This is a genomic window from Bradyrhizobium pachyrhizi (assembly GCF_029714545.1).
GTDB lineage: Bacteria > Pseudomonadota > Alphaproteobacteria > Rhizobiales > Xanthobacteraceae > Bradyrhizobium > Bradyrhizobium pachyrhizi.
In genome coordinates, this window is the sequence record NZ_CP121667.1 from 186,122 (window position 1) to 207,316 (window position 21,195).

Genomic DNA, 21,195 nt, shown 5'->3' on the forward strand with positions numbered 1-21,195 from the left:
AGGTGAGCGACCATGACGCACGACATCGAACCGCCCCGCATCTACCCGACCCTGCGCTGCAAGGACGCCGAGGCGATGACCAATTGGCTCACGACAGTGCTTGGGTTCAGCGAACACGTCGTCTACCGCGATGGCGGCGTGATCCATCACGCCGAGCTCGCTTACGGTTCCTCGATGCTGATGCTGGGCCAGAGCCGTGACGACGCATATGGCAGGCTGGTCGGCGACCTCGACCACCGCCGCACCGACTCGATCTATATCGCCATCGACGATCCCGACGCGCTGCACGCGAAGGTCAAGGCTGCCGGCGCCAAGATCGAGATGGAACTGCGAGACACCGACTATGGCAGCCGCGACTTCGCCTGTCGCGATCCGGAAGGCAATCTCTGGAGCTTCGGCACCTATTGTCCGAAGGCACACGAGAAGCCGCGACCGTGAGCCCGCGCAATCCGCGAGCTCACAAACGGGCAGCCGGGATCGGACGGATCAGGCGGTGATGTCGGCGGTCGGGGCGGCCTTGGCGCCGCCCTTGGAGACGCCGACCAGGGCCGGACGCAGGATGCGCTCGCCGATCATGTAACCGGCCTGCACGACCTGCACTACGGTGCCCGACGGCACCGACGGATCAGGCACCTCGAACATCGCCTGCTGGAAGTTCGGATCGAACTTCTCGCCGATCGGGTCGAACTTCTTGACGCCGTTCTTCTCCAGCGCGTTGAGCAGCGAACGTTCGGTCAGCTCGACGCCTTCGATCAGCGCCTTCAGGCCGGGATCGGCGGCCTCCTTCGTCTCGGCCGGCACAGCGTCGAGCGCGCGCTGCAGGTTGTCGGCGATATCGAGCACGTCGCGGGCAAAGCCGGTGATGCCGTAGGTCTTGGCGTCGCTGACCTCGCGGCGGGTGCGCTGACGGAGGTTCTCCATCTCGGCCAGCGTGCGCAGCGTCCGGTCCTTCGCCTCGGCGAGTTCCTTGATCAGCGCCTCGGCCGATCCGGCCTCGGGCTCGTCAGGCATGATGTAGGGCTTCGAGACCACGGGTTCACCCGTCGGCGCCGAATTCTCGGTGTTGTCATTGGCCCGGTTCGGATCGGTCATGGCTTGCCTTCTCGAAAACTCGCGTCGGTTCAAATCTTGGGGATTGCTTGCCGGGATATCGTGCTTTGGGCGGCGAAAATCAAGCGCAACATACCGGTCTCGGGAACTGGGATCTCCGGCTTGGGTGAAGAAAACCCGTCAAATGAAAGCGAAATCGCCCTCCGGTCAGCCGCCCAGCATCTTGCTGACGATGCGCGCGGCATAATCGACGGTCGGGATCACCCGCGCATAGTTCAGCCGCGTCGGTCCGATCACGCCGAGGACGCCCACGATCCGCCCCTGGGCGTCGCCGTACGGCGCGATGATGGTCGAGGAACCCGACAGCGAGAACAGCTTGTTCTCCGAGCCGATGAAGATCCGCACGCCCTCGCCGCGTTCGGCGCGGCCGAGCAGATCGATCACGCCGCGCTTGGTTTCGAGATCGTCGAACAGCGACTTGATGCGCTCGAGGTCGTCGAGCGCATGCAGGTCCTCGAGCAGATTGGCGTGACCGCGCACGATCAGCTGGCGGTCCTCGTTCTCGCCGCCGGACCAGCTCGCGATGCCCGCCGCGACCACCTTTTGCGTGAGCTGATCGAGCTCGGCGCGGTTTTGCGTCAATGCCGTCTCGAGCTCAAGCCGCGCTTCAGCCAGCGTCCGGCCGCGGATCCGCGCATTGAGGAAGTTGGTTGCTTCGGTCAGGGCCGAGGATGGAACCCCCGGCGGCAGCGCCAGCACGCGGTTTTCGACCTGGCCGTCTTCGCCGACCAGCACGACCAGCGCCTTCTCCGGCTCGAGCCGCACGAACTCGATGTGCTTCAGCCGCGCATTCGACTTTTGCGTCAGCACCACCGCCGCGGCGCGGGTCAGTCCCGACAGGCGCGTCAAGGCTTCGCCAAGCGCGGCCTCGACGGATTGCGCGCGTCCGACGGCCGCAAGCTGGGTCTGGATCGATTGACGCTCGGCCTCGGTGAGGTCGCCGACCTGCATCAGCGCGTCGACGAAGAAGCGCAGCCCGAGTTCGGTCGGCAACCGGCCGGCGGAGGTGTGCGGCGCATAGATCAGGCCGAGCTGCTCGAGATCCGACATCACATTGCGGACCGAGGCCGGCGACAGCGGTAATGCGATCAGGCGTGAAATGTTGCGCGAACCGACCGGCTCGCCGGTCGCGAGGTAGCTTTCGACGATTTGACGAAAAATGTCGCGCGAACGCTCATTGAGCTGGGCGAGCCCGGCATGCGGCGCGATCAGGCCAATCGGATCGTGGTGAGTCACACTCCAGTCCCTCACAATTACTGCATAATTTGTCGATCCGGGAGGCCGATGACAAGCATGCATTCGGCCCCCTCGTACCGGACCATACCGGGGCCGAAAACCCTTGCCGCTGCCCCTTCCCGCTCCTACAAGCACGGCCAGCCAATTTTCTCGGATTTCTGGAGGATTTCATGCGGCCAAGCCGCCGTGCACCCGATGAACTGCGTCCCGTGTCGCTGGAACGCGGCGTCGTCAAATATGCCGAGGGTTCCTGCATGGTGAAGTTCGGCGACACCCATGTGCTGGTGACCGCCACGCTGGAAGAGCGGTTGCCGCCGTGGCTGAAGGGACAGGGCCGCGGCTGGGTCACCGCCGAATACGGCATGCTGCCGCGTGCCACCCTGGAACGCACCCGCCGCGAGGCCTCGGCCGGCAAGCAGGGCGGCCGGACGGTCGAGATCCAGCGGCTGATCGGCCGCTCGCTGCGCGCGGCGGTCGATCTCGAGGCGCTCGGCGAACGCCAGATCACGGTCGATTGCGACGTCATCCAGGCCGACGGCGGCACCCGGACCGCCTCGATCACCGGTGCCTGGGTGGCGCTGGCCGACTGCATCAACTGGATGAAGACCCGCAACATGCTGAAGGCCAATGTGTTGCGCGACAATGTGGCGGCGATCTCCTGCGGCATCTACCAGGGCACGCCGGTGCTCGATCTCGACTATGCCGAGGATTCCGAAGCCGACACCGACGCCAATTTCGTCATGACCGGTGACGGCCGGATCATCGAGGTGCAGGGCACCGCCGAGAAGACGCCATTCTCGGAAGGCGAATTCCTGGCGCTGATGGCGCTGGCGCGCAAAGGTGTCGCGCGTCTGGTCGACTTGCAAAAGATCGCGGTGGCGTAGTCAGATTGGCCATGCACCGCCGAATCACCGGAAGGCTCGTCATCGCCACCCATAATCCCGGCAAGCTTGCCGAGATGCGGGAACTGCTGGCGCCGCACGGCGTGGAGGCGGTGTCGGCCGGCGAGCTCGATCTCGCCGAGCCCGAGGAGACCGGCGACAATTTTCGCGCCAACGCGGCGATCAAGGCGATCGCGGCTGCGAAGGCGACCGGACTGCCCGCCTTCGCCGACGATTCCGGCCTCGTGGTCGACGCGCTCGACGGCGCGCCCGGGATCTACTCGGCGCGCTGGGCCGGCGAGGGCAAGGACTTCATGGCGGCGATGACGCGGATCGAGCGGCTGCTGCAGGAACGCGGCGCCACCGCACCGGACCGGCGCAAGGCGCACTTCGTGTCGGCGTTGTGCGTGGCCTGGCCCGACGATCATCTCGAGGAGGTCGAGGCGCGCGTCGATGGAGCCCTGGTCTGGCCGCCGCGTGGCACTGCCGGCTTTGGCTACGATCCGGCCTTCCTGCCGGATGGCTACACGCGGACCTTCGGCGAGATGACCAGCATCGAGAAGCACGGCCTGCCGCCGCTCGGGCTCGGCCTGTCGCATCGCGCCCGCGCCTTCGTGAAGCTCGCGGAGATCTGCCTTGAGCCACGCTGACCGAGAAGCCTTCGGCGTCTACGTGCACTGGCCGTTCTGCCTGTCGAAATGCCCGTATTGTGATTTCAACAGCCACGTGCGGCATGCGCCCGTCGACGAGGCGCGTTTCGTGCGCGCGTTCGCCCGCGAGATCGAGACGACCGCCGCGCGCGTGCCGGGGCGTCAGGTGTCCTCGATCTTCCTCGGCGGCGGCACGCCGTCGCTGATGCAGCCGCAGACCGTCGGTGCCGTGCTCGATGCCATCGCCAAGCACTGGACGGTGGCGCGCGATGTCGAGGTCACGCTCGAGGCCAATCCGACCAGCGTCGAGGCGACACGCTTTCGCGGCTATCGCGCAGCCGGCGTCAACCGCGTCTCGCTCGGCGTGCAGGCGCTCGATGACGCCTCGTTGAAGGCGCTGGGCCGCCTGCACACCGCCCGCGAGGCGCTCGACGCGGTCACGATCGCGCGCGCTGCGTTCGACCGTTACTCGTTCGATCTGATCTATGCCCGCCCCGACCAGACGCCGCGGATGTGGGCCGATGAACTGAAGCAGGCGATCTCGGAAGCGGCCGAGCATCTGTCGCTCTACCAGCTCACGATCGAGGAAGGCACGCCGTTCTTCGGACTGCATGCCGCCGGTAAATTGCAGACGCCGGATGAGGCGACCGCGCGCGCGCTCTACGACGTGACGCAGGAGGTCTGCGCGCGCGAGGGATTGCCGGCCTACGAGATCTCCAATCACGCCCGCGCCGGCGCGGAGTGCAAGCACAACCTCGTCTACTGGCGCGGTGAGGAATATGCCGGCATCGGCCCCGGCGCACATGGAAGGCTCGACATCGATGGCGTCAGGCACGCGACCGCAACCGAGCGGCGCCCCGAGGCTTGGCTGTTGAACGTCGAGGAGCGCGGTCACGGCGTCGTCAGCGATGACAGCCTCAACAGCGAAGAGCGCGCCGACGAGTTTCTGCTGATGGGGCTGCGGCTCGCCGAGGGCATCGATCCCAAGCGCTATGCGAAGCTCTCCGGCCGCCAGCTCGACCCGCACCGGATCGCGATGCTGCGCGAGGAAGGCGCGATCGCCGTCGACGCCGACGGACGGCTCCGCGTGACCAAGTCGGGATTCCCGGTGCTCGACGCGGTCGTTGCGGATCTCGCCGCCTAAAGCGCGATGAGATTAGGTTGAATCGTCATCGCGCCTTAGCTCTTTGTTTGAGCATGATCTTTTCGGAAAACCGCTTCGCACTTTTCCGGATCATGCTTTAGGTGCACGCTGCCAAAATATCGAAAACAACCCCATGCAAAGGAGCTGGCGGGTGCCGGCGCTCGACAAGGCAGCTTGACCGCCCGACGAAAATTAGGCGCCAAAACTCTTCGGCGAGCCTGCGACCGGCGTGCTGCCGCCTGAGGCCACCTTCATGACCGCAAGGCCGCGCTCATTGGTGCCGTCGGAGCGGAAGCGGAACAAACCGTCGATACCGGCAAAGCCGGACGGATTGGTCAACGTCTCCGGTGCAAAGCGCTGCGCGCCTTGCGTGCGTGCGAGCGCCGCCATCAGCGCCACCGCATCATAGGCAAGCGTCGCGGTGCGCACCGGCTCGCCGCCATATTTGCTGCGGTAACGGCCGGCGAAGCTGCGGAAGCCGGATGGATCGGGCGCGGCGTAGAGGCCGCCCTGCAAGACGGGGGTCGCGAACACCCGCGGATTGTCCCACAGCCCGGTGCCGAGCAGCTGGATGTTGCGCAGGTTGGCGCCGGCTGCGGTCAAGGCATCGGCGGTCGCGACGACCGAATCACCATCGTCGGCGATCAGCAGCGCATCGGCCTGGCCGAGCGCCTGCGCCACGGTTCGCGCCGGCGTCGCGCGATCGGCGCCATATTTCTCGAATGCGACGACGCGGCCGTTCTTGCGGCCGACCGCCTGCTTGAACGCGGCCTCGACCACGTTGCCATAGGCATTGTCCGGCACCATCGCGGCGAACGAGCGCTTTCCGATCCCCGCCGAGTAGTCGACGATGCGGTTGATATCGGACTCCGGCAGGAAGCTCAGCAGATAGACGCCGCGCCCGGCCACGCTCGAATCGGTGGAGAATGCGATCACCGAGGTTCCGCGCGGCCGCGTCAGTTGCGCGACGGCCGGCACCGAGCCTGCGAACAGCGGTCCCAGAATGATCTCGGCGCCTTCGGACAGTGCCTGCTGGGCACCCTGCGATGCGCCCTGCGGGCTGCCGCCATCGTCCTTGATCAGGAGCTGGATGTTCGGGTTCTGAAATTCCGCCAGCGCCATTTCGGCCGCGTTCCGCATCGACTGGGCGGCAAGCCCGGCATTGCCGGAAGCCGACAGCGGCAGGATCAGGCCGATCTTGACCTGCCCGGTGCCGACCGCCTGCGGCTGCTGCTGCGGTCCGGCGGGACCGCCTTCCTGGTTGCCGCCGAACGGGGTGGAAAACTGGCTCAAGCTCTGCTGCACGCCGGAACAGGCCGTCAGCAACGGCGCGCCCACGATGAGGCCGAGCGCGGTCCGCCGGGTGGTGCCCGACGGCGGGGACTTGCGGTGATGCGGGCCTTCCATCGTCTCTCTTCTCTTGGCCGACCGTGATCAGCCAGGACTCCATCCAGCTCTGATGAGGCGGGTGGATTCAGGCATATTCTCGGCGAATAGTTAACTAAAACAAAAGGATTATGGCCCCGCGGCGCCCTTGCCGCGGCCTCCATTTCCCCGTCAGGCAGCGTTCCGTCACCGCCGTTTGCGGATGTGGCGCAAGCGCTGCCATCCCTCTAGATTGGCATTATGCGCGCAAAAGCCAGTTCCCTCCACAGTTCGGATGCCACAACAGGCGCTGCGGCCAAAACCTTTTCGATCGGCGGCCAGCAATTGGCCGCGCCAAGGGCGGCACCCGGGCTCCATCTGGTCGCGACCCCGATCGGAAATCTCGCCGACATCACCCTGCGCGCGCTGGAAACGCTGGCCGGTGTCGACGTCATCGCCTGCGAGGACACAAGGATCACCCGCCGGCTGACCGAGCGTTATGCGATCGCCGCCGAGCTCGCGCTCTACCACGAGCATAATGCGGCCCAGGCCCGCCCCAAGATCCTGGAGCGCCTGGCGCAGGGCGCCGCGATCGCGCTGGTCTCGGACGCGGGCACGCCGCTGATCTCCGATCCCGGCTTCAAGCTGGTGCGCGACGTCTGCGCCGCCGGGCATGCCGTCATCGCGGTGCCGGGACCATCATCGGTGCTGACGGCGCTGTCGGTCGCGGCATTGCCGACCGACCGGTTTTTCTTCGAGGGATTTTTACCCGCGAAGGAGCACGCGCGTCGCGCCCGGCTCAACGAGCTGGCGAGGATCGATTCGACGCTCGTGATGTTCGAATCGGGCAATCGCGTACAGGACACGCTGCGCGATCTGGCCGCGATCATGGCCGGCCGCGATGCCGCGATCTGCCGCGAGCTGACCAAGCTGCACGAGGAGATCACGCGCGCGCCGGTCGCCGAGCTGGCAGCAAGCGCGGACGCGCTGGAAACACGCGGCGAGTTCGTGCTGGTCATCGGACCTCCGGCCGATGATGCCGGGGTGATGGACCAGGATACGCTCGACGATCTGCTGCGGGCGCAGCTCGCCCGCGGCAGCGTCAAGGATGCGGTCGCCCATGCGGTCGAACTGTCGGGCCGGCCGCGCCGCGAGGTCTATGCCCGTGCCCTCGAGCTTGCGAAGACCATCGGGGACGGCAATGGCGAAGACTGACAGCGCCTCGCCCGAGCGCGTCGCGGCGTTCCGGACCGGCATCTCGGCGGAGAGCCGCGCCGCAGCCCTTCTGATCGCCAAGGGCTATCGCATCCTTGCACGACGCTTCCGTACCCCCTTTGGGGAGATCGACCTGGTGGTGCGCCGGCGCAATTTGCTGGCCTTCGTCGAGGTCAAGGCCCGTGCCAGCCTCGACGACGCCGCCTATGCGGTGACGCCGCGCCAGCAGCTGCGCATCATCAATGCCGCCCAGGCCTGGCTGATGGCGCATCCCGAACATGCCGAATTTGAGCTCAGATTCGACGCCGTGCTGATTGCGCCGAAGAGCCTGCCGCGCCATCTGTTAGCGGCATTCGATGCAAGCCCTTAACGTTATCCTCAGACCTCGCGGAACATGCCTATGAAATTGAAGATCGCCGTCCAGATGGATCCCATCGTGCGCATCAATATTCGCGGCGATTCGACCTTTGCGCTGCTGCTCGAGGCGCAGAAGCGCGGCCACGGCATTTCCTACTACACGCCCGACAAGCTATCGCTGCGCGGCGAGGAGCTGGTGGCGCCGGTGCAGCCTCTCACCGTGCGCGACGAGGTCGGCAATCACTTCACGCTGGGCGAGCCGAAGCGCGAGGCGCTCAACGGCTTCGACGTCGTGCTGCTGCGTCAGGATCCGCCGTTCGACCTCGCCTACATCACCTCGACCCATTTCCTCGAGCGCATCCATCCGAAGACCTTGGTCGTCAACGACCCGGCCAGCGTGCGCAACGCGCCGGAAAAGCTGTTCGTGATGAATTTCCCGCAGCTGATGCCGCCGACCCTGATCTCGCGCGATCTCGACGAGATCAACGCATTCCGCGACCAGCATGGCGCCGTCGTCATGAAGCCGTTGCACGGCCATGGCGGCGCCGCCGTCTTCCGCGTGATGCCGCAGGACATGAACTTCGGCTCGCTGTTCGACATGTTCTCCGTCACGTTCAAGGAGCCCTGGGTGATCCAGCGCTTCCTCCCCGAGGTGAAGCATGGCGACAAGCGCATCATCCTGGTCGACGGCGAGTTCGCTGGCGCCGTCAACCGCGTGCCGGCGGCGGACGATCTGCGCTCCAACATGGTCCGTGGCGGCGCAGCCGCGGCGACCGAGCTCTCCGATCGCGAGCGCGAGATCTGCGCCACGCTCGGACCTGCGCTGCGCGAACGCGGCCTGCTGTTTGTCGGCATCGACGTGATCGACGGCAACCTCACCGAGATCAACGTCACCTCGCCGACCGGCATCCGCGCAATCCAGCGGCTCAATGGCCCCGACGTCGCGGCGATGATCTGGGATACCATCGAGAAGAAGCGCGCCGCCAGATAACCCTTCCTTGTGCGCCGCACGGCCGGCTGAAATCCAGCCAGCGTTCGACCACGCATGCGTTCTCCTTATTCTTCTTGCCAGCTTGCGCGGGCGAGGGCAGCATCCTCTTGCCTGCGTCAGGTCAAGCGGCGGGTCAACGCGCGGGCAACAACGCGAAAACATCATAAAAATTGTGGAGGAAGACGTTATGACGCTCAATGTCTCACGACGATCCTTGCTCGCGCTCGGTGCCGGTCTCGGCGCCAGCACCCTGCTCGGGGGCACCGCACAGGCACGCGCGCCGAAGCTCGGCACGCAGACACCCTACTGGCACCGCTTTATGCTCGGCGAAGCCGAAGTGACCGTCGTATCCGACGGACCGCTTCCGCTCGGCGACCCCTCCGGCACCTTCACCGGTGTGCCGAAGGAGGAGGTGAAGAAGATGCTCTCCGACAACTTCCTCTCGCCCGACAATGTCGTGCTCGAGCAGAATTCGCCGATCGTCAACACCGGCGACAAGCTGATCCTGTTCGATACCGGCATGGGCACCTCGAAGGCCTTCGGTCCGACCACCGGCCGGCAGCAGAAGAGCATGAAGGAAGCCGGCATCAAGCCGGAGGACATCGACGCCGTCGTGCTGTCGCACGCGCATATCGATCATATCGGCGGCATTGTCGGCGCCGACGACAAGCCGCTGTTTCCGAATGCGCAGTACTACATCGCCCAGAGCGATCTCGAGTTCTGGACCGACGAAGGCAAGATGGGCAGCCCGTTGAAGGATTTCATCGTGCATGCCCGCAAGAACCTGCTGCCGGTGCGCGACCGCATCGTGTTCTTCAAGGACGGTCAGGAATTCCTGCCCGGCGTGACGGCAATCGCAGCGCCCGGCCACACCGTGGGCCACACCATCTTCATGGTGAGCTCGGGCGGCAAATCCTTCGCGTTCCTCGGCGACCTCTCGCATCACGCGGTGCTGCTGCTGGAGCGTCCGCGGATGGAATTCTCCTACGACACCGATCCGAAGCAGGCGGCTGCGTCGCGGGTCAAGCTGCTGGAGATGCTGGCCGCGAACAAGACGGCCGTGATGTCCTATCACTTCGCCTGGCCGGGCTACGGCCACGTCGCCAAGATCGGCGAAGGCTTCCACTACTATCCAGAGCCGATGCAGATGAACCTGTGACGGGCTGATTGCGAAGATGGACCGCCTCGGGAGCGGCCGCCGCCGCTCCCGAATGCATTTGTCGCCCGGTGTAAGGAGCCCACGGGGCGCCCGGCCTATTCCGCCGGCGCAAGGCGGCTCTCGGAGCGAGTGCGCATCGTCTCTCGCGCGCCAATCCGCGCACGACGTTTGCGCCACCAGATCACGACGCCGGTCACCGACAGCGCCGCGACCACCAATCCCATCAGCGAGATCAGGATGCGCCCGGGCAAGCCGGCGATCCGGCCGGAATGCAACGGAAACTGCATCTGCACGAACACGTCGGCCGCGGTGCCGACCCATGGCAGCCGTTCGCCGAGCGGACGGCCGTCCTCGCTGTCGTAGTAAAGCTGCGCCGGCCCGACGCCCGCGGCGCCATGTTCGTCGCCCGGCTCGAAGAATGCGACCGCATAGACGCCGTGGGCCGGACCATAATTGATCGAACCGATCGGTGTGGTCCAGCCGCGGGCCTTGCCGTCGGCCGCGGCCCGCGTGGCGATCTCCGCATAGGTCATCCTTGGCTCGATCGGATCGTCGAGATGACGGTATGGTCGCTGCTCGTAGGGTGTCGGCGTGTAGTTGGACACGGTCTTCATCAACGGCGAGAACACCTCGAAAAAGAGGTTCAGCGAGAATGCCGTGAATGCGATCACGAACAGCAAGGCCCAGGTCCACAGGCTGAAGGCGCGATGAATGTCGAAATTGATTCGATAGGCGCTGCCTGAGGTCTTGATCTTCCAGGCCGGCGCCCAGCGGGTCCAGAAACCCTTGCCGCGCCGGCCTGATATCGCCGACGCCCGTTCCGCCTTTGCACGCCGCCGCGACGGCAGGGTCAGGTAGAAGCCGACGAAACAATCGATCGTCCAGATCACGGCGATGATGCCGAGGAAGCGCATGCCCCAGCGATCGCTGCCCCAGAATTCGGGGATGTGCATCGTGTAGTGCAGCTTGTAGAGGAACGAGACGAAGTTTTCGCGGGTCACCGGCCAGACCGCGCCCCAATAGCGGCGTCCGAGCTCGACGCCGGTGTTCGGATCCAGAAAGACCTGGTTATAGTCGAGCGTGTAACGTGTGCCGGTCGCCGGATCGATCCGCGGCAGCACGAAGAACCACAGCGACTCGTCTTTCTCCGCCGTCATGAACATGTGGACGACGCGGGCGCGATGATCGCGCTGCTCGATCAGCCGGACGAGCTCGACCGACGGGATCGCGGGTCCGGAGCTCGTCACCTCGAACAGCTTCCTGTTGAGCACATCGTCGATCTCGTGGTCCCACGAGATGATCGCGCCGGTGACGCCCGAGAAGAACAGGAAGGCCGCGGTGAGAAGACCCGCCCAGCGATGCAGTCGTCCGAAGATGGATCTCATGTGCATTTCAGCATGTCATTTGGCTGATCACCAGCGATAGGTCAGCTTCGCGATCGCCTTGCGGCCCTCCGCGTAGAAGCAGCTGGTGTTGCCGTAGCAGGCTGCCACGTAGCGCGTATCGGCGAGGTTGGTGACGTTGAGCGAAAGGCGATAATTGTCCCTGGTATAGGCGACGAGCGCATCGACGACCGTGGATGCCGGCACCTTGAAGGTGTTGGCGTCGTCACCGAACGTCGATCCGACATAGCGGACGCCGCCCCCGAACTGGACGCCGGCGAGCGGGCCGCCCTGAACGGTGTAATCGCCCCACAGCGAGAAGCGATTGAGCGGCACGGTGGTCGGCGCCTTGCCGACATTGACGGGATCCTTGGTGACGACCGCGTCGACATAGGCATAGCCGCCGCGGATGTTGACGCCCTCGACAAGCGTCGCGGTGCCTTCGAGCTCGACGCCGCGCGATTTGACCTCGCCGGTCTGCTCCGCGAAATAGAACGGCGGGGCGTAGGTGACGACGTTGGATCGGGTCAGGTCGAAGGCGGCCAGCGTGATCAGCGCATTGATGCCGACCGGCTGGTACTTGACGCCGACTTCGTACTGGACGCCGCTTTCCGGCTTCAGCAGCTCGCCGGCGGCATTGACGCTCAGCACCGGCAGGAATGATTCCGAGTAGCTGAAATAGGGCGCGATGCCGTTGTCGAAATTGTACATCACGGCGGCGCGGCCGGTGAATGCCGAGGCATCGGTCGAGGTCGACGTTTTCGCGAGATTGTTGTCGAGGTCCGTGGTGGCGAAATCCTGCCGCCCGCCAAGCAGGAACGACAGCCGGCCGAGCCGGATCTGGTCCTGCAGATAGAGGCCGGCCTGCGACTGCTTGATGCCGGTGTCGTCATACGGTCCGTTGTTAGTCCAGCTGTTGGTATAGACCGGCGCGAAGACGTTGAGCTTGCCGGTGCTATAGCTCGAGGCCATGTCGCGGAACGACGTGTTGCGGTAATCGACGCCGAACAGCGTCGTGTGGCTCAGCATGCCGGTGACGAACTTGCCCTGCAGCTGGTTGTCGACCGCGAAGGAATCGATCGTCGAGCTGCCGCCGGCGCCGCCGCGCGACAGCAGGCCCGCGGCCTCGTCGGCCGCCGATGCATAGCCGGTGCCGTAGAAGCTCTTCTGCTCGTTGTGCATCCACGAATAGCGCAGGTTCTGGCGGAAGGTCAGCGCGTCGTTGATGTCGTGCGACAGCATGTAGCCGACCGAGGATTGTTCGGTGTCGAACTGGTTGAAGCCGGGCTCGCCGACGAAGCGCGTATTCGGAATGTAGCGGCCGTTATTGGCCCAGACGGTGCCGGACGGCGGCAGGAATTGCAGGCCCCAGCCGGTGCGTTCCTTCTGGTAGTTCGCGAGGAAGGTGATCGTGGTGTCCTCGTTCGGCTTCACGGTGACGGCGGGCGCGATGAAGACGCGATTGTCCTTGGTGTAGTCGACCTGGGTCTCACCATCGCGCGCGACGCCGGTCAGGCGCCACAGCACCGTTCCTTCCTTGTTGGCGCGGCCGCCGATATCGAACTCGCCCTGATAGCGGTTGAAGCTGCCGCCCGACAGCGACACTTCCCCGAACTCGCGTGCAGTCGGCAGCTTGCTGACATAGTTGAGGATGCCGCCGGTGCCACTGCCGCCGAACATCGCCGACGATGGCCCCTTCAGGACCTCGAGACGCTCGGCTCCGTACGGATCGAGCCCGAGGAAGTGCACATAGTTGCTGCTCGGCAGCCGCAGGCCGTCGAGATAGAGTCCCGGCATCGTCATGTCGAAGCCGCGGATCTGCAGGCCGCCGAAGCGGGTGTCCGATCCGCCATTCACGTCGCCGCTGACACCGGCGGTGTAGCGCAATGCCGCGCCCACCGATTCCGCACCCTGGTTCCTGATCTGGTCCGTCGTGACGACCGAGATCGATTGCGGGATTTCGATCAGCGGCGTGTCGGTCTTGGTCGCCGAGCCCGAACGCGTGGCAACGAACCCAACCACCGGACCGCCGGCTCGCTCACCGGCGCCGGCACCGGAACGTGCCGCCGCTGGCGGCGTCGCCTGCTGGGATCGAGCCACACGATTGGCGCGGCTCGCGCGTGCGGTCACCGGACGACGAACCGGTTTTGCATTCGCAGTGATCGAGCGCTGCTGAGGCGCGTCCACGCTCACCGGCGGCAGTTCCGATTGCGCGTCGGCGCGTTCGGTCGTGACACCTGCGGCAAGGACGGCAGCGGTACACAGACCGATCGTTCGCAGCGCTGGATGTTGACGGGTGGAATGCGAAGCAAGTCGATCGATCACGCGAAGGCGCCCCTGATGTCAGCCTGGATGGATTTGTGATCCGGCTCTACAGCGCGGGGCTCGCGAGTACAGACCTCGGCAGTTGGAATAGATCGAGACTGCGCGCGCGATCAGTGTGCGATCACTGAAACAGCAAGCAAATCGACGACACGCTGCGACAATAAGCGCGCGATGCCCGTCGTGCTGGAATGATTCTTGAAAATGATTCCTGCAGTTGTCGACGACGCGAGTTGTGTTCGATCGCGCGAGGCGCGCGTCATCGCGAGCGACGCCTGACGCTTCCGCGCCGGCCGGAAGCGAATGCGCCGCGCGGTGAATTGGCACCGGGCGACCAGCCCTCGGCGCCGCGAACGTTCTTGTAATGTTCTTGCACTTGCCGCCCGGTTCCGCTACCTTCGATTGCGGAAGAATAGGGGCAGCATGGTCCAGCGCGTTTCCACCGTCGCATTCGAGGGGATCGAGGCCCGCGCGGTCGACGTGCAGGTTCAGGTCGCGCCGGGCTTGCCGGCATTCGCGATCGTCGGCCTGCCCGACAAGGCGGTGTCGGAAGCCCGCGAACGCGTGCGTTCGGCCTTGATCGCCTCCGGCCTCGCGCTTCCTGCCCGCCGCATCACCGTCAACCTCGCGCCCGCCGACCTGCCCAAGGAGGGCAGCCATTACGACCTGCCGATCGCGCTCGGCCTGATGGCGGCGATCGGCGCGATCCCGCCGGATGCGCTGAACGGCTTCACCGTGCTCGGCGAGCTCGGGCTCGACGGCTCGATCGCGCCGGTGGCGGGCGTGCTGCCCGCGGCAATCGGCGCCAATTCGCGCGACGAGGGATTGATCTGCCCGGCCGCCTGCGGCTCGGAAGCCGCCTGGGCCAGTCCGGACATCCAGATCATCGCGGCACACTCGCTGATCCAGATCGCCAACCACTTCAAGGGCACGCAGGTGCTGTCGCGCCCGCAGCCGAAGGTGCATGAGCGCGAGGAAGCGCTGCTCGACCTGCGTGACATCAAGGGCCAGGAGAGCGCGAAACGCGCGCTCGAGATCGCCGCCGCCGGCGGTCATCATCTGTTGATGATCGGCTCGCCCGGCGCCGGCAAATCGATGCTGGCGGCGCGACTGCCCTCGATCCTGCCGCCGCTGTCGCCGTCGGAGCTGCTCGAAGTCTCGATGATCGCCTCAGTTGCCGGCGAGATCCGTGACGGCGCCTTGACCGCGCGACGCCCGTTCCGCAGCCCGCATCATTCCGCCAGCATGGCCGCGCTGACCGGCGGCGGCATGCGCGCCAAGCCGGGCGAGATCTCGCTGGCGCATCAGGGCGTGCTGTTCCTCGACGAATTGCCGGAGTTCGATCCGCGCGTGCTGGATTCGCTGCGCCAGCCGCTGGAGAACGGCGAGGTATCGGTGAGCCGGGCCAACCACCGCGTCACCTATCCGGCGCGCTTCATGCTGGTCGCGGCCATGAACCCGTGCCGTTGCGGCCACGCCTATGAGCCCGGTTATTCCTGCAAGCGCGCACCTGTCGACCGCTGCACCGCCGACTACCAGATGCGGATCTCCGGCCCGCTGATGGATCGCATCGACCTGCGGATCGAGGTGCCCGCCGTGACTGCGGCGGATTTGATCCTGCCGCCGCCGGCGGAAGGATCGGCCGAGGTTGCCGCCCGCGTCGCGGCCGCGCGCGACATCCAGCTCGCTCGCTATGCGGCTGCCGACATGCCGCATGTCCGCACCAATGCGGAAGCGCCGAGCTCGCTGCTCGAGACCATCGCGCAGCCCGACGCGCATGGGCAGAAGCTGCTGCGCGAGGCCGCCGACACCATGCACCTCACCGCGCGCGGCTATCACCGCGTGCTGCGGGTGGCGCGCACGCTTGCCGATCTCGACGGCGCCGAGACGATCGGCCGGCTGCACCTTGCCGAAGCGCTGTCCTATCGTGCATTGGCCGACGATGTGCGCCGCGCCGCGTGATCCGAAGCGCAGCCCCGTCCCGATTCGTGCCGCAATGCCCCGCGTCAACGCGGCGGTAACGAGTTTTGTTTACGCTCCGCAAACCATAAGCACCGCGATCGGCGGCAAGCTTGGGTCGAGCGAGTTGTGTCATGTTGCGTTTGAAGATTTTGACCTCGGTGGTCCCCCTTGCCGTGGCCGCGGTCCTTGCCCGCGTCGAATTCCTGCCGGGCCCCCGGCCCTGCATCGAGGTGGGCGGCGCCACGATGCAGATCGCATCGGTCCCCTGGCTGGCGCAACTTCACGTCAGCTTCACTGACGACCCCGGCCAAGCCACCGTCCGGGTCCAGATCGCCGACAGCGCCGACGCCGCCGACTTCACCGTGATCGACGACATCGACGATGCCGAGGCCGGCGCCTGCGAGAGCAGCGCGGCGGCGCAGCTGATCGGGATTTCCAGCGATGCCTCGGCAACCGGCTCCGTCATCTATCTGACGCATGATGACGGTCCGTCCGACTACCGTGTCTTCGTGCAGTCGAAGACGTTCTCTGTGCGCGATGCCGCGGCCCTGATCGTCAGCGCCCGGGGCGGACACCGCCGCCTTGAAGCCGCATCGCCCGCACCTGACACGCGCGTCCCGAACCGGGTCATGGCGGAATTAACCCCCCGCTAACCTTGTTCTGAGGGCAGCGCGAAATGGCCACCAACTTCAAGCACTTTGCAAGCTGGCCGACGCATCGTCAGCGCCAGATCAAGCTGTCTCAGGGTCACCATTGATGGGGCGTTTCTTCCGGATCAAGTTGCGCCTTCGCCGCTTCCTCCGGCGCCATTCCTGGGTCGCGACGATCGTCCGCTCGTTCACGATCTTCTCCGTCGCGTTCGGCAGCGCCTTCGGGTTCATTTCGGGCGCGCTCTCGCAACAGAGCGGCTACGATCCCAATGCATTCGCGATTGGGGTCAGCTTCCTGTTCGCGCTCGCCTGCCTCTGGATCGTGACGCTCGGCATCCGCCTGCGGCTGATGCGCAAGCGGCTGCGCACCATCGCCATGCACAATGAAGCGATGGCCGACCGCAACTGGGAACTGCAGGAGGCCGAGCAGCGCGCCTCTACCCTGTTCGAGGCGCAGGACGATCTGATCGTGCTGCGCGACCTCGACGGGCTCATCACCTATGCCAACGATGCCTATTGCGAGCTGGCGCAGAGGCCCCGCAGCGAATTGATCGGCAGCACCGCCACGCTGAAGGTGCTCGAGCAAGGCGACACCGCGCTCGAATCCAACGGCACGCGGGTCTACGACCAGAAGATCGAGGGACCGCTCGGGCCACGCTGGATCGCCTGGCGTGAGGGCCTCGTGCGCAACGATGCCGGCGCGCCCGCGGAGATGCAGAGCGTCGGCCGCGACGTCACCGACCGCACCGAGAGCGAGCGCGCGCTCACCGAAGCGCGCGATCAGGCCGACGCCGCCAACCGCGCCAAGTCGCGCTTTCTTGCGATGGCGAGCCACGAGATCCGCACTCCGCTGAACGGCATCATCGGCATGAGCGGATTGCTGATGGATACGCAGCTGACGCCGGAGCAGATGACCTACGTCAAGGCGGTCAAGACGTCGGGCGACGCGCTGCTCGCGCTGATCGAGGAGTTGCTCGATTATTCCAAGATCGAGGCCGGCAAGATCGATCTCGAACACCGCGCGTTCGCGCTGTCCGGCCTGATCGAGGACATCACCGAGCTGCTGGCGCCGCGCGCGCAGACCAAGGGCATCGAGATCGCCGCCTATGTCGACGAACGGCTGCCGATGCAGGTGACCGGCGACGCCGCGCGGCTGCGTCAGGTGCTGCTCAATCTCGCCGGCAACGCCATCAAGTTCACCGCGACCGGTGGCGTGGCGCTGATCGTCGAGCCCGGCATCTGGCCGAACGAGATCAGCTTCCTGGTCCGCGACACCGGCATCGGCATCGCACCGGAAGCGCAGCAGCGTATATTTCGGGAGTTCGAGCAGGCCGACGACCGGATCGCGCGCAGCTATGGCGGCACCGGGCTCGGCCTTTCGATCAGCGACCGCATCATCAAGCGGATGGGCGGCCGCATCACGCTCGCAAGCACGCCGGGCGCCGGCTCGACCTTCGAGGTGTCAATCCCGCTCGTCGCCGCCGATACCGGCGAGGCCAGCGGCTTCGCCGCGCCCGACTTGACGGGACAGTCGATCATGCTGGTGGCGCCGCACAGCATCGAGGTCTCGCTGATCTCGCGGCGGTTGCAGCGCTGGGGCGCGCAGACCTGCATCGTGTCGGATGCCAACGTCGCCGAGGCGCTGCTGCCAGAGCGGAGCTGGCATGCGGCCCTGATCGACCACACGCTCGGCACCCCGGCGATGGAGGCATTTGCCGACGCCGCCCGCCTCCATGCAACCCATCGCATCGTGATGTTCACGCCGGCGACGCGGCAGGACCTTTCGGCCTCCGAGTCAGCCATGTTCACCGGCTACCTGGTGAAGCCATTGCGCGCGTCGTCGCTCGCCGCGCGCCTGACCGCATCGCCGGAAATCGCGGCGCCGAGCCTCGCGATCGAGGCGGCCGCCGAGTCCGCACCCACTGCGCCCGCATCCGCGTTGCCGGACAAGGGGCTCTCGATCCTGGTCGCCGAGGACAATGAGATCAACGCGCTGTTGATGCGCTCGCTGCTCACCCGGCTCGGCCATAACGTGGTCATCACCACCAACGGCGAGCAGGCAATGGAATCCTGGCTGTCGGCGACCTCAGCCGGCACGCCCTATGATCTCGTGCTGATGGACATCCAGATGCCGCGCCTCAACGGCATCGAGACCACCAAGCAGATCCGCGCCCATGAAGCGGCGCAATCCGTCCGCCGGACTCCGATCCTGGCACTGACGGCAAATACCCTGGTGGAGGACCGCTATGCCTGCTTCGAAGCCGGCATGGACGGTTTTCTGATCAAGCCGCTCGACCGCGAAAAGCTGGAAGAAGCGCTTGCGGGCCTCGCCGCCGCGCGGCATATCGCGGCGTAGTGCGCCACCTAACCCCGCGTCGTCCCGGCGAAGGCCGGGACCCATAACCACGAATGCCAATTGGTGAACGACCGTCTCGCCGCGTGCCTTTTGCAGGGGCCGCGGAGTATGGGTCCCGGCCTACGCCGGGACGACGCCGTTGATGTGGTCAGCTTTGGCGGATCAAACCTTACAGCCGGCGCAGCGCGACCGACTGCACCACGTGGTCGGCGCCCTTCTTCAGGATCAGCGTGGCGCGCGGGCGGGTCGGCAGGATGTTGTCCTCGAGATTGGCGAGGTTGGTACGCTCCCAGATCGCGATCGCGGTCGCCGTTGCTTCCTCGTCCGACAGCGGCGCATAGCGGTGGAAGTAGGACCTCGGATCGGTGAACGCGGTGTCGCGCAGCGCCAGGAAGCGCTTGATGTACCACTCCCGCAGCACGGCCTCGTCGGCGTCGATATAGACCGAGAAATCAAAGAAGTCGGAAACGAACGGCACCGCTTTGCCGTCGCGCGGCAGCCGCCCGGTCTGCAGCACGTTGACGCCCTCGACGATCAGGATGTCCGGCTGGTCGATCTCGACCCATTTGTTCGGCACGATGTCGTAGGTCAGATGCGAATAGACCGGCGCACGCACGCGACGCCGTCCCGCCTTGATGTCGCTGAGGAACGACAGCAGCGTCGGCAGGTCGTAGCTTTCCGGGAAGCCCTTCTTCTGCATGATGCCCTGCCGCTCGAGCACCGCATTCGGAAACAGGAAACCGTCGGTCGTGATCAGATCGACCTTCGGCCGCGGCGACCAGCGCGCCAGCAGCGCCTGCAGCACGCGGGCGGTGGTCGACTTGCCGACCGCGACCGATCCGGCGACGCCCACGATGTAGGGCATCTTGCGGTCGCGGATGTTGAGGAACTGACGCTGCGAGTAATATAGCCGCTGCGTCGCATCGACATAGATCGAGAGCAGCCGCGACAGCGGAAGGTAGATGTCCTCGACCTCCTGCAAATCGAGGCGATCGTGCATCGAACGCAGGCGGTCGAACTCGCCCGGCTCCAGCGTCATCGGCGTATCGTCACGCAGATGCGACCATTGCTGGCGCGTGAAGATGCGGTAGGGGTTGTACTGTTGATCTGGTGCCCGGATGTCCATGAGGCCGCCCCTCTCGATGCGCTCGATCATTTGCGCTAGTCGCGCTTGCGCGACGCCTTCTCTTCCAGTCCCGACATCGAGGTGCGCTTCTCCAGCGCGGCCTCAACATCCTCCAGCCTCACGCCGCGGGATTTCAACAGAACCAGCAGGTGAAACACGAGATCGGCACTTTCCGCGATGAGGTGATCGCGGTCATTCTCGACCGCGGCGATCACGGTCTCGACCGCTTCCTCGCCCAATTTCTTGGCGCAATGCTCCGCGCCCTTGTCGAGCAGCTTGCGGGTGTAGGACGCCTCACCGCCCGTTGCAGCGCGGGCGTCGATGGTGGCGGCCAGATCGTGGACCGTGAAACGCGACATCAACTCAACTCAAGCATGCACAGCGGCACCGCACGGGTGCCATCCCTTAGGTGGGGACTTAGCATTTTTGTGACAAGGAGTCCTCAACCACTCCGTTTGAGCGTGGTCTTTTCGGAAAACCGGTTTCCACTTTTCCGGACCACGCTCACGCTAGGGATCGAGCCGCATCGGCAGGCCGGCGCGCACCATGTGATCCTTGGCCTGACGGATGGTATATTCCCCGAAGTGGAAGATCGACGCGGCCAGCACACCGGTGGCGTGACCCTCGCGGACGCCGTCGACCAGGTGGTCGAGATTGCCGACACCACCGGATGCGACGACCGGTACGGGGACACTGTCCGCGATCGCCCGGGTCAGCGGCAGGTCAAAACCCTGCCTGGTACCGTCCCGATCCATCGAGGTCAGCAGGATTTCGCCGGCGCCGAGCGAGACGACCTCCTGGGCGTATTCGATGGCGTCGATCCCGGTGGCATTCCGTCCACCATGGGTGAAGATCTCCCAGCGGTCCGAGCCGCCGGCGCGCTTGACCCGCTTGGCGTCGATCGCGACCACGATGCACTGCTCGCCGTATTTCTCGGCCGCTTCCTTGACGAACTCGCGCCGGCTGACGGCCGCCGAATTGATCGAGACCTTGTCGGCGCCGGAGCGCAGCAGGGTCTTGATGTCGTCGACGGTGCGGACACCGCCGCCCACGGTCAGCGGCATGAAGCAGGCCTCCGCGGTCCGCCGCACCACATCCAGCATGATGCCGCGGTTTTCGTGGGTGGCAGTGATGTCGAGGAAGGTGAGCTCGTCGGCACCGGCGGCGTCATAGGCGATCGCGGCCTCGACCGGGTCGCCGGCGTCGCGCAGATCGACGAAGTTGACGCCCTTGACCACGCGCCCGTCCTTGACGTCGAGGCAGGGGATCACGCGAACCTTGAACATGAT

The 21,195-nt window shown here is 65.7% G+C and carries 19 protein-coding genes; 11 read left to right on the plus strand and 8 right to left on the minus strand.

Annotated features, from left to right (window positions below; genetic code table 11):
* The first annotated feature begins 12 nt into the window (after positions 1-12).
* Entirely contained in the window at positions 13-438 is a 426-nt protein-coding gene (locus QA639_RS00845) for a VOC family protein (RefSeq protein ID WP_283088980.1), read from the plus strand.
* Between the two features lie 48 nt (positions 439-486).
* On the opposite strand, the gene grpE is transcribed toward QA639_RS00845, so the two are convergent.
* Together grpE and hrcA are read right to left on the minus strand one after the other, a co-directional pair.
* Positions 487-1,092 (minus strand): nucleotide exchange factor GrpE, encoded by a 606-nt coding sequence (gene grpE / locus QA639_RS00850; RefSeq protein ID WP_157342826.1) that lies wholly within the window; start codon positions 1,090-1,092, stop codon positions 487-489.
* Between the two features lie 165 nt (positions 1,093-1,257).
* The gene (gene hrcA / locus QA639_RS00855) at positions 1,258-2,346 is read right to left on the minus strand and encodes a heat-inducible transcriptional repressor HrcA (RefSeq protein ID WP_016841498.1); all 1,089 of its coding nucleotides are present in this window, start codon (positions 2,344-2,346) and stop codon (positions 1,258-1,260) included.
* 170 nt (positions 2,347-2,516) lie between these two features.
* Here hrcA and rph point away from each other — a divergent pair, with 170 nt between their 5' ends.
* From rph to hemW, 3 genes are read left to right on the plus strand one after another with little or no spacing between them, the layout of a single operon-like run.
* Complete coding sequence (gene rph / locus QA639_RS00860) at positions 2,517-3,230, plus strand: ribonuclease PH (RefSeq protein ID WP_157342828.1); 714 nt, start codon at positions 2,517-2,519, stop codon at positions 3,228-3,230.
* Positions 3,231-3,241: 11 nt separating this feature from the next.
* The gene (gene rdgB, locus QA639_RS00865; protein WP_283088981.1) at positions 3,242-3,877 is read left to right on the plus strand and encodes an RdgB/HAM1 family non-canonical purine NTP pyrophosphatase; all 636 of its coding nucleotides are present in this window, start codon (positions 3,242-3,244) and stop codon (positions 3,875-3,877) included.
* Positions 3,864-5,021, plus strand: a complete 1,158-nt coding sequence (gene hemW / locus QA639_RS00870) for a radical SAM family heme chaperone HemW (protein ID WP_050383497.1) — start codon at positions 3,864-3,866, stop codon at positions 5,019-5,021. The genes rdgB and hemW overlap by 14 nt, the downstream gene beginning before the upstream one ends.
* Before the next feature lie 192 nt (positions 5,022-5,213).
* Here the strand turns inward: hemW and QA639_RS00875 are convergent, their stop codons facing one another.
* Positions 5,214-6,428 (minus strand): penicillin-binding protein activator, encoded by a 1,215-nt coding sequence (locus QA639_RS00875; protein ID WP_283088982.1) that lies wholly within the window; start codon positions 6,426-6,428, stop codon positions 5,214-5,216.
* 219 nt (positions 6,429-6,647) lie between these two features.
* Here QA639_RS00875 and rsmI point away from each other — a divergent pair, with 219 nt between their 5' ends.
* The 4 genes from rsmI to QA639_RS00895 all read left to right on the plus strand — a co-directional run bounded on the left by rsmI (position 6,648) and on the right by QA639_RS00895 (position 10,108).
* Positions 6,648-7,601: a 16S rRNA (cytidine(1402)-2'-O)-methyltransferase gene (rsmI, locus tag QA639_RS00880; RefSeq protein ID WP_283088983.1), complete on the plus strand. Its 954-nt coding sequence runs from the start codon at positions 6,648-6,650 to the stop codon at positions 7,599-7,601.
* A complete protein-coding gene (locus QA639_RS00885; protein WP_028335783.1) occupies positions 7,588-7,971 on the plus strand; it encodes a YraN family protein in 384 nt (127 codons plus the stop codon). The genes rsmI and QA639_RS00885 overlap by 14 nt, the downstream gene beginning before the upstream one ends.
* Positions 7,972-8,001: 30 nt before the next feature.
* Complete coding sequence (gene gshB / locus QA639_RS00890; protein WP_283088984.1) at positions 8,002-8,949, plus strand: glutathione synthase; 948 nt, start codon at positions 8,002-8,004, stop codon at positions 8,947-8,949.
* Positions 8,950-9,136: 187 nt separating this feature from the next.
* The gene (locus tag QA639_RS00895; RefSeq protein ID WP_283088985.1) at positions 9,137-10,108 is read left to right on the plus strand and encodes an MBL fold metallo-hydrolase; all 972 of its coding nucleotides are present in this window, start codon (positions 9,137-9,139) and stop codon (positions 10,106-10,108) included.
* Between the two features lie 95 nt (positions 10,109-10,203).
* Here the strand turns inward: QA639_RS00895 and fsrB are convergent, their stop codons facing one another.
* Both fsrB and QA639_RS00905 read right to left on the minus strand, forming a co-directional pair.
* Entirely contained in the window at positions 10,204-11,493 is a 1,290-nt protein-coding gene (fsrB, locus tag QA639_RS00900; RefSeq protein WP_283088986.1) for a siderophore utilization protein FsrB, read from the minus strand.
* Positions 11,494-11,520: 27 nt separating this feature from the next.
* Positions 11,521-13,512 (minus strand): TonB-dependent siderophore receptor, encoded by a 1,992-nt coding sequence (locus QA639_RS00905; RefSeq protein WP_283088987.1) that lies wholly within the window; start codon positions 13,510-13,512, stop codon positions 11,521-11,523.
* A gap of 723 nt (positions 13,513-14,235) precedes the next feature.
* Here QA639_RS00905 and QA639_RS00910 point away from each other — a divergent pair.
* From QA639_RS00910 to QA639_RS00920, 3 genes are all read left to right on the plus strand, one after another.
* A complete protein-coding gene (locus QA639_RS00910) occupies positions 14,236-15,774 on the plus strand; it encodes a YifB family Mg chelatase-like AAA ATPase (RefSeq protein WP_283088988.1) in 1,539 nt (512 codons plus the stop codon).
* Positions 15,775-15,905: 131 nt separating this feature from the next.
* Complete coding sequence (locus QA639_RS00915) at positions 15,906-16,427, plus strand: hypothetical protein (RefSeq protein WP_050383502.1); 522 nt, start codon at positions 15,906-15,908, stop codon at positions 16,425-16,427.
* Positions 16,428-16,530: 103 nt separating this feature from the next.
* The gene (locus QA639_RS00920; RefSeq protein ID WP_283088989.1) at positions 16,531-18,780 is read left to right on the plus strand and encodes a PAS domain-containing hybrid sensor histidine kinase/response regulator; all 2,250 of its coding nucleotides are present in this window, start codon (positions 16,531-16,533) and stop codon (positions 18,778-18,780) included.
* A 169-nt stretch (positions 18,781-18,949) separates the two neighbouring features.
* Here QA639_RS00920 and coaA read toward each other — a convergent pair whose 3' ends face one another.
* The 3 genes from coaA to hisF form a co-directional block, all read right to left on the minus strand.
* On the minus strand, positions 18,950-19,906 hold the full coding sequence (gene coaA / locus QA639_RS00925) for a type I pantothenate kinase (RefSeq protein WP_026192056.1): 957 nt from the start codon (positions 19,904-19,906) through the stop codon (positions 18,950-18,952).
* A gap of 35 nt (positions 19,907-19,941) precedes the next feature.
* Entirely contained in the window at positions 19,942-20,265 is a 324-nt protein-coding gene (locus QA639_RS00930) for a phosphoribosyl-ATP diphosphatase (protein ID WP_028335793.1), read from the minus strand.
* Between the two features lie 150 nt (positions 20,266-20,415).
* Entirely contained in the window at positions 20,416-21,192 is a 777-nt protein-coding gene (gene hisF / locus QA639_RS00935) for an imidazole glycerol phosphate synthase subunit HisF (RefSeq protein WP_283088990.1), read from the minus strand.
* Positions 21,193-21,195 lie beyond the last annotated feature (3 nt).

What these genes read in the sequence shown, in the direction of transcription:
- QA639_RS00845 (WP_283088980.1), top strand. Translation starts at nt 13, where the DNA reads ATGACGCACGACATCGAACCGCCCCGCATCTACCCGACCCTGCGCTGC.
- grpE (WP_157342826.1), bottom strand. Translation starts at nt 1,092, where the DNA reads ATGACCGATCCGAACCGGGCCAATGACAACACCGAGAATTCGGCGCCG.
- rph (WP_157342828.1), top strand. Translation starts at nt 2,517, where the DNA reads ATGCGGCCAAGCCGCCGTGCACCCGATGAACTGCGTCCCGTGTCGCTG.
- rdgB (WP_283088981.1), top strand. Translation starts at nt 3,242, where the DNA reads ATGCACCGCCGAATCACCGGAAGGCTCGTCATCGCCACCCATAATCCC.
- QA639_RS00875 (WP_283088982.1), bottom strand. Translation starts at nt 6,428, where the DNA reads ATGGAAGGCCCGCATCACCGCAAGTCCCCGCCGTCGGGCACCACCCGG.
- rsmI (WP_283088983.1), top strand. Translation starts at nt 6,648, where the DNA reads ATGCGCGCAAAAGCCAGTTCCCTCCACAGTTCGGATGCCACAACAGGC.
- QA639_RS00885 (WP_028335783.1), top strand. Translation starts at nt 7,588, where the DNA reads ATGGCGAAGACTGACAGCGCCTCGCCCGAGCGCGTCGCGGCGTTCCGG.
- gshB (WP_283088984.1), top strand. Translation starts at nt 8,002, where the DNA reads ATGAAATTGAAGATCGCCGTCCAGATGGATCCCATCGTGCGCATCAAT.
- QA639_RS00895 (WP_283088985.1), top strand. Translation starts at nt 9,137, where the DNA reads ATGACGCTCAATGTCTCACGACGATCCTTGCTCGCGCTCGGTGCCGGT.
- fsrB (WP_283088986.1), bottom strand. Translation starts at nt 11,493, where the DNA reads ATGAGATCCATCTTCGGACGACTGCATCGCTGGGCGGGTCTTCTCACC.
- QA639_RS00910 (WP_283088988.1), top strand. Translation starts at nt 14,236, where the DNA reads ATGGTCCAGCGCGTTTCCACCGTCGCATTCGAGGGGATCGAGGCCCGC.
- QA639_RS00915 (WP_050383502.1), top strand. Translation starts at nt 15,906, where the DNA reads ATGTTGCGTTTGAAGATTTTGACCTCGGTGGTCCCCCTTGCCGTGGCC.
- QA639_RS00920 (WP_283088989.1), top strand. Translation starts at nt 16,531, where the DNA reads ATGGGGCGTTTCTTCCGGATCAAGTTGCGCCTTCGCCGCTTCCTCCGG.
- coaA (WP_026192056.1), bottom strand. Translation starts at nt 19,906, where the DNA reads ATGGACATCCGGGCACCAGATCAACAGTACAACCCCTACCGCATCTTC.
- QA639_RS00930 (WP_028335793.1), bottom strand. Translation starts at nt 20,265, where the DNA reads ATGTCGCGTTTCACGGTCCACGATCTGGCCGCCACCATCGACGCCCGC.
- hisF (WP_283088990.1), bottom strand. Translation starts at nt 21,192, where the DNA reads ATGTTCAAGGTTCGCGTGATCCCCTGCCTCGACGTCAAGGACGGGCGC.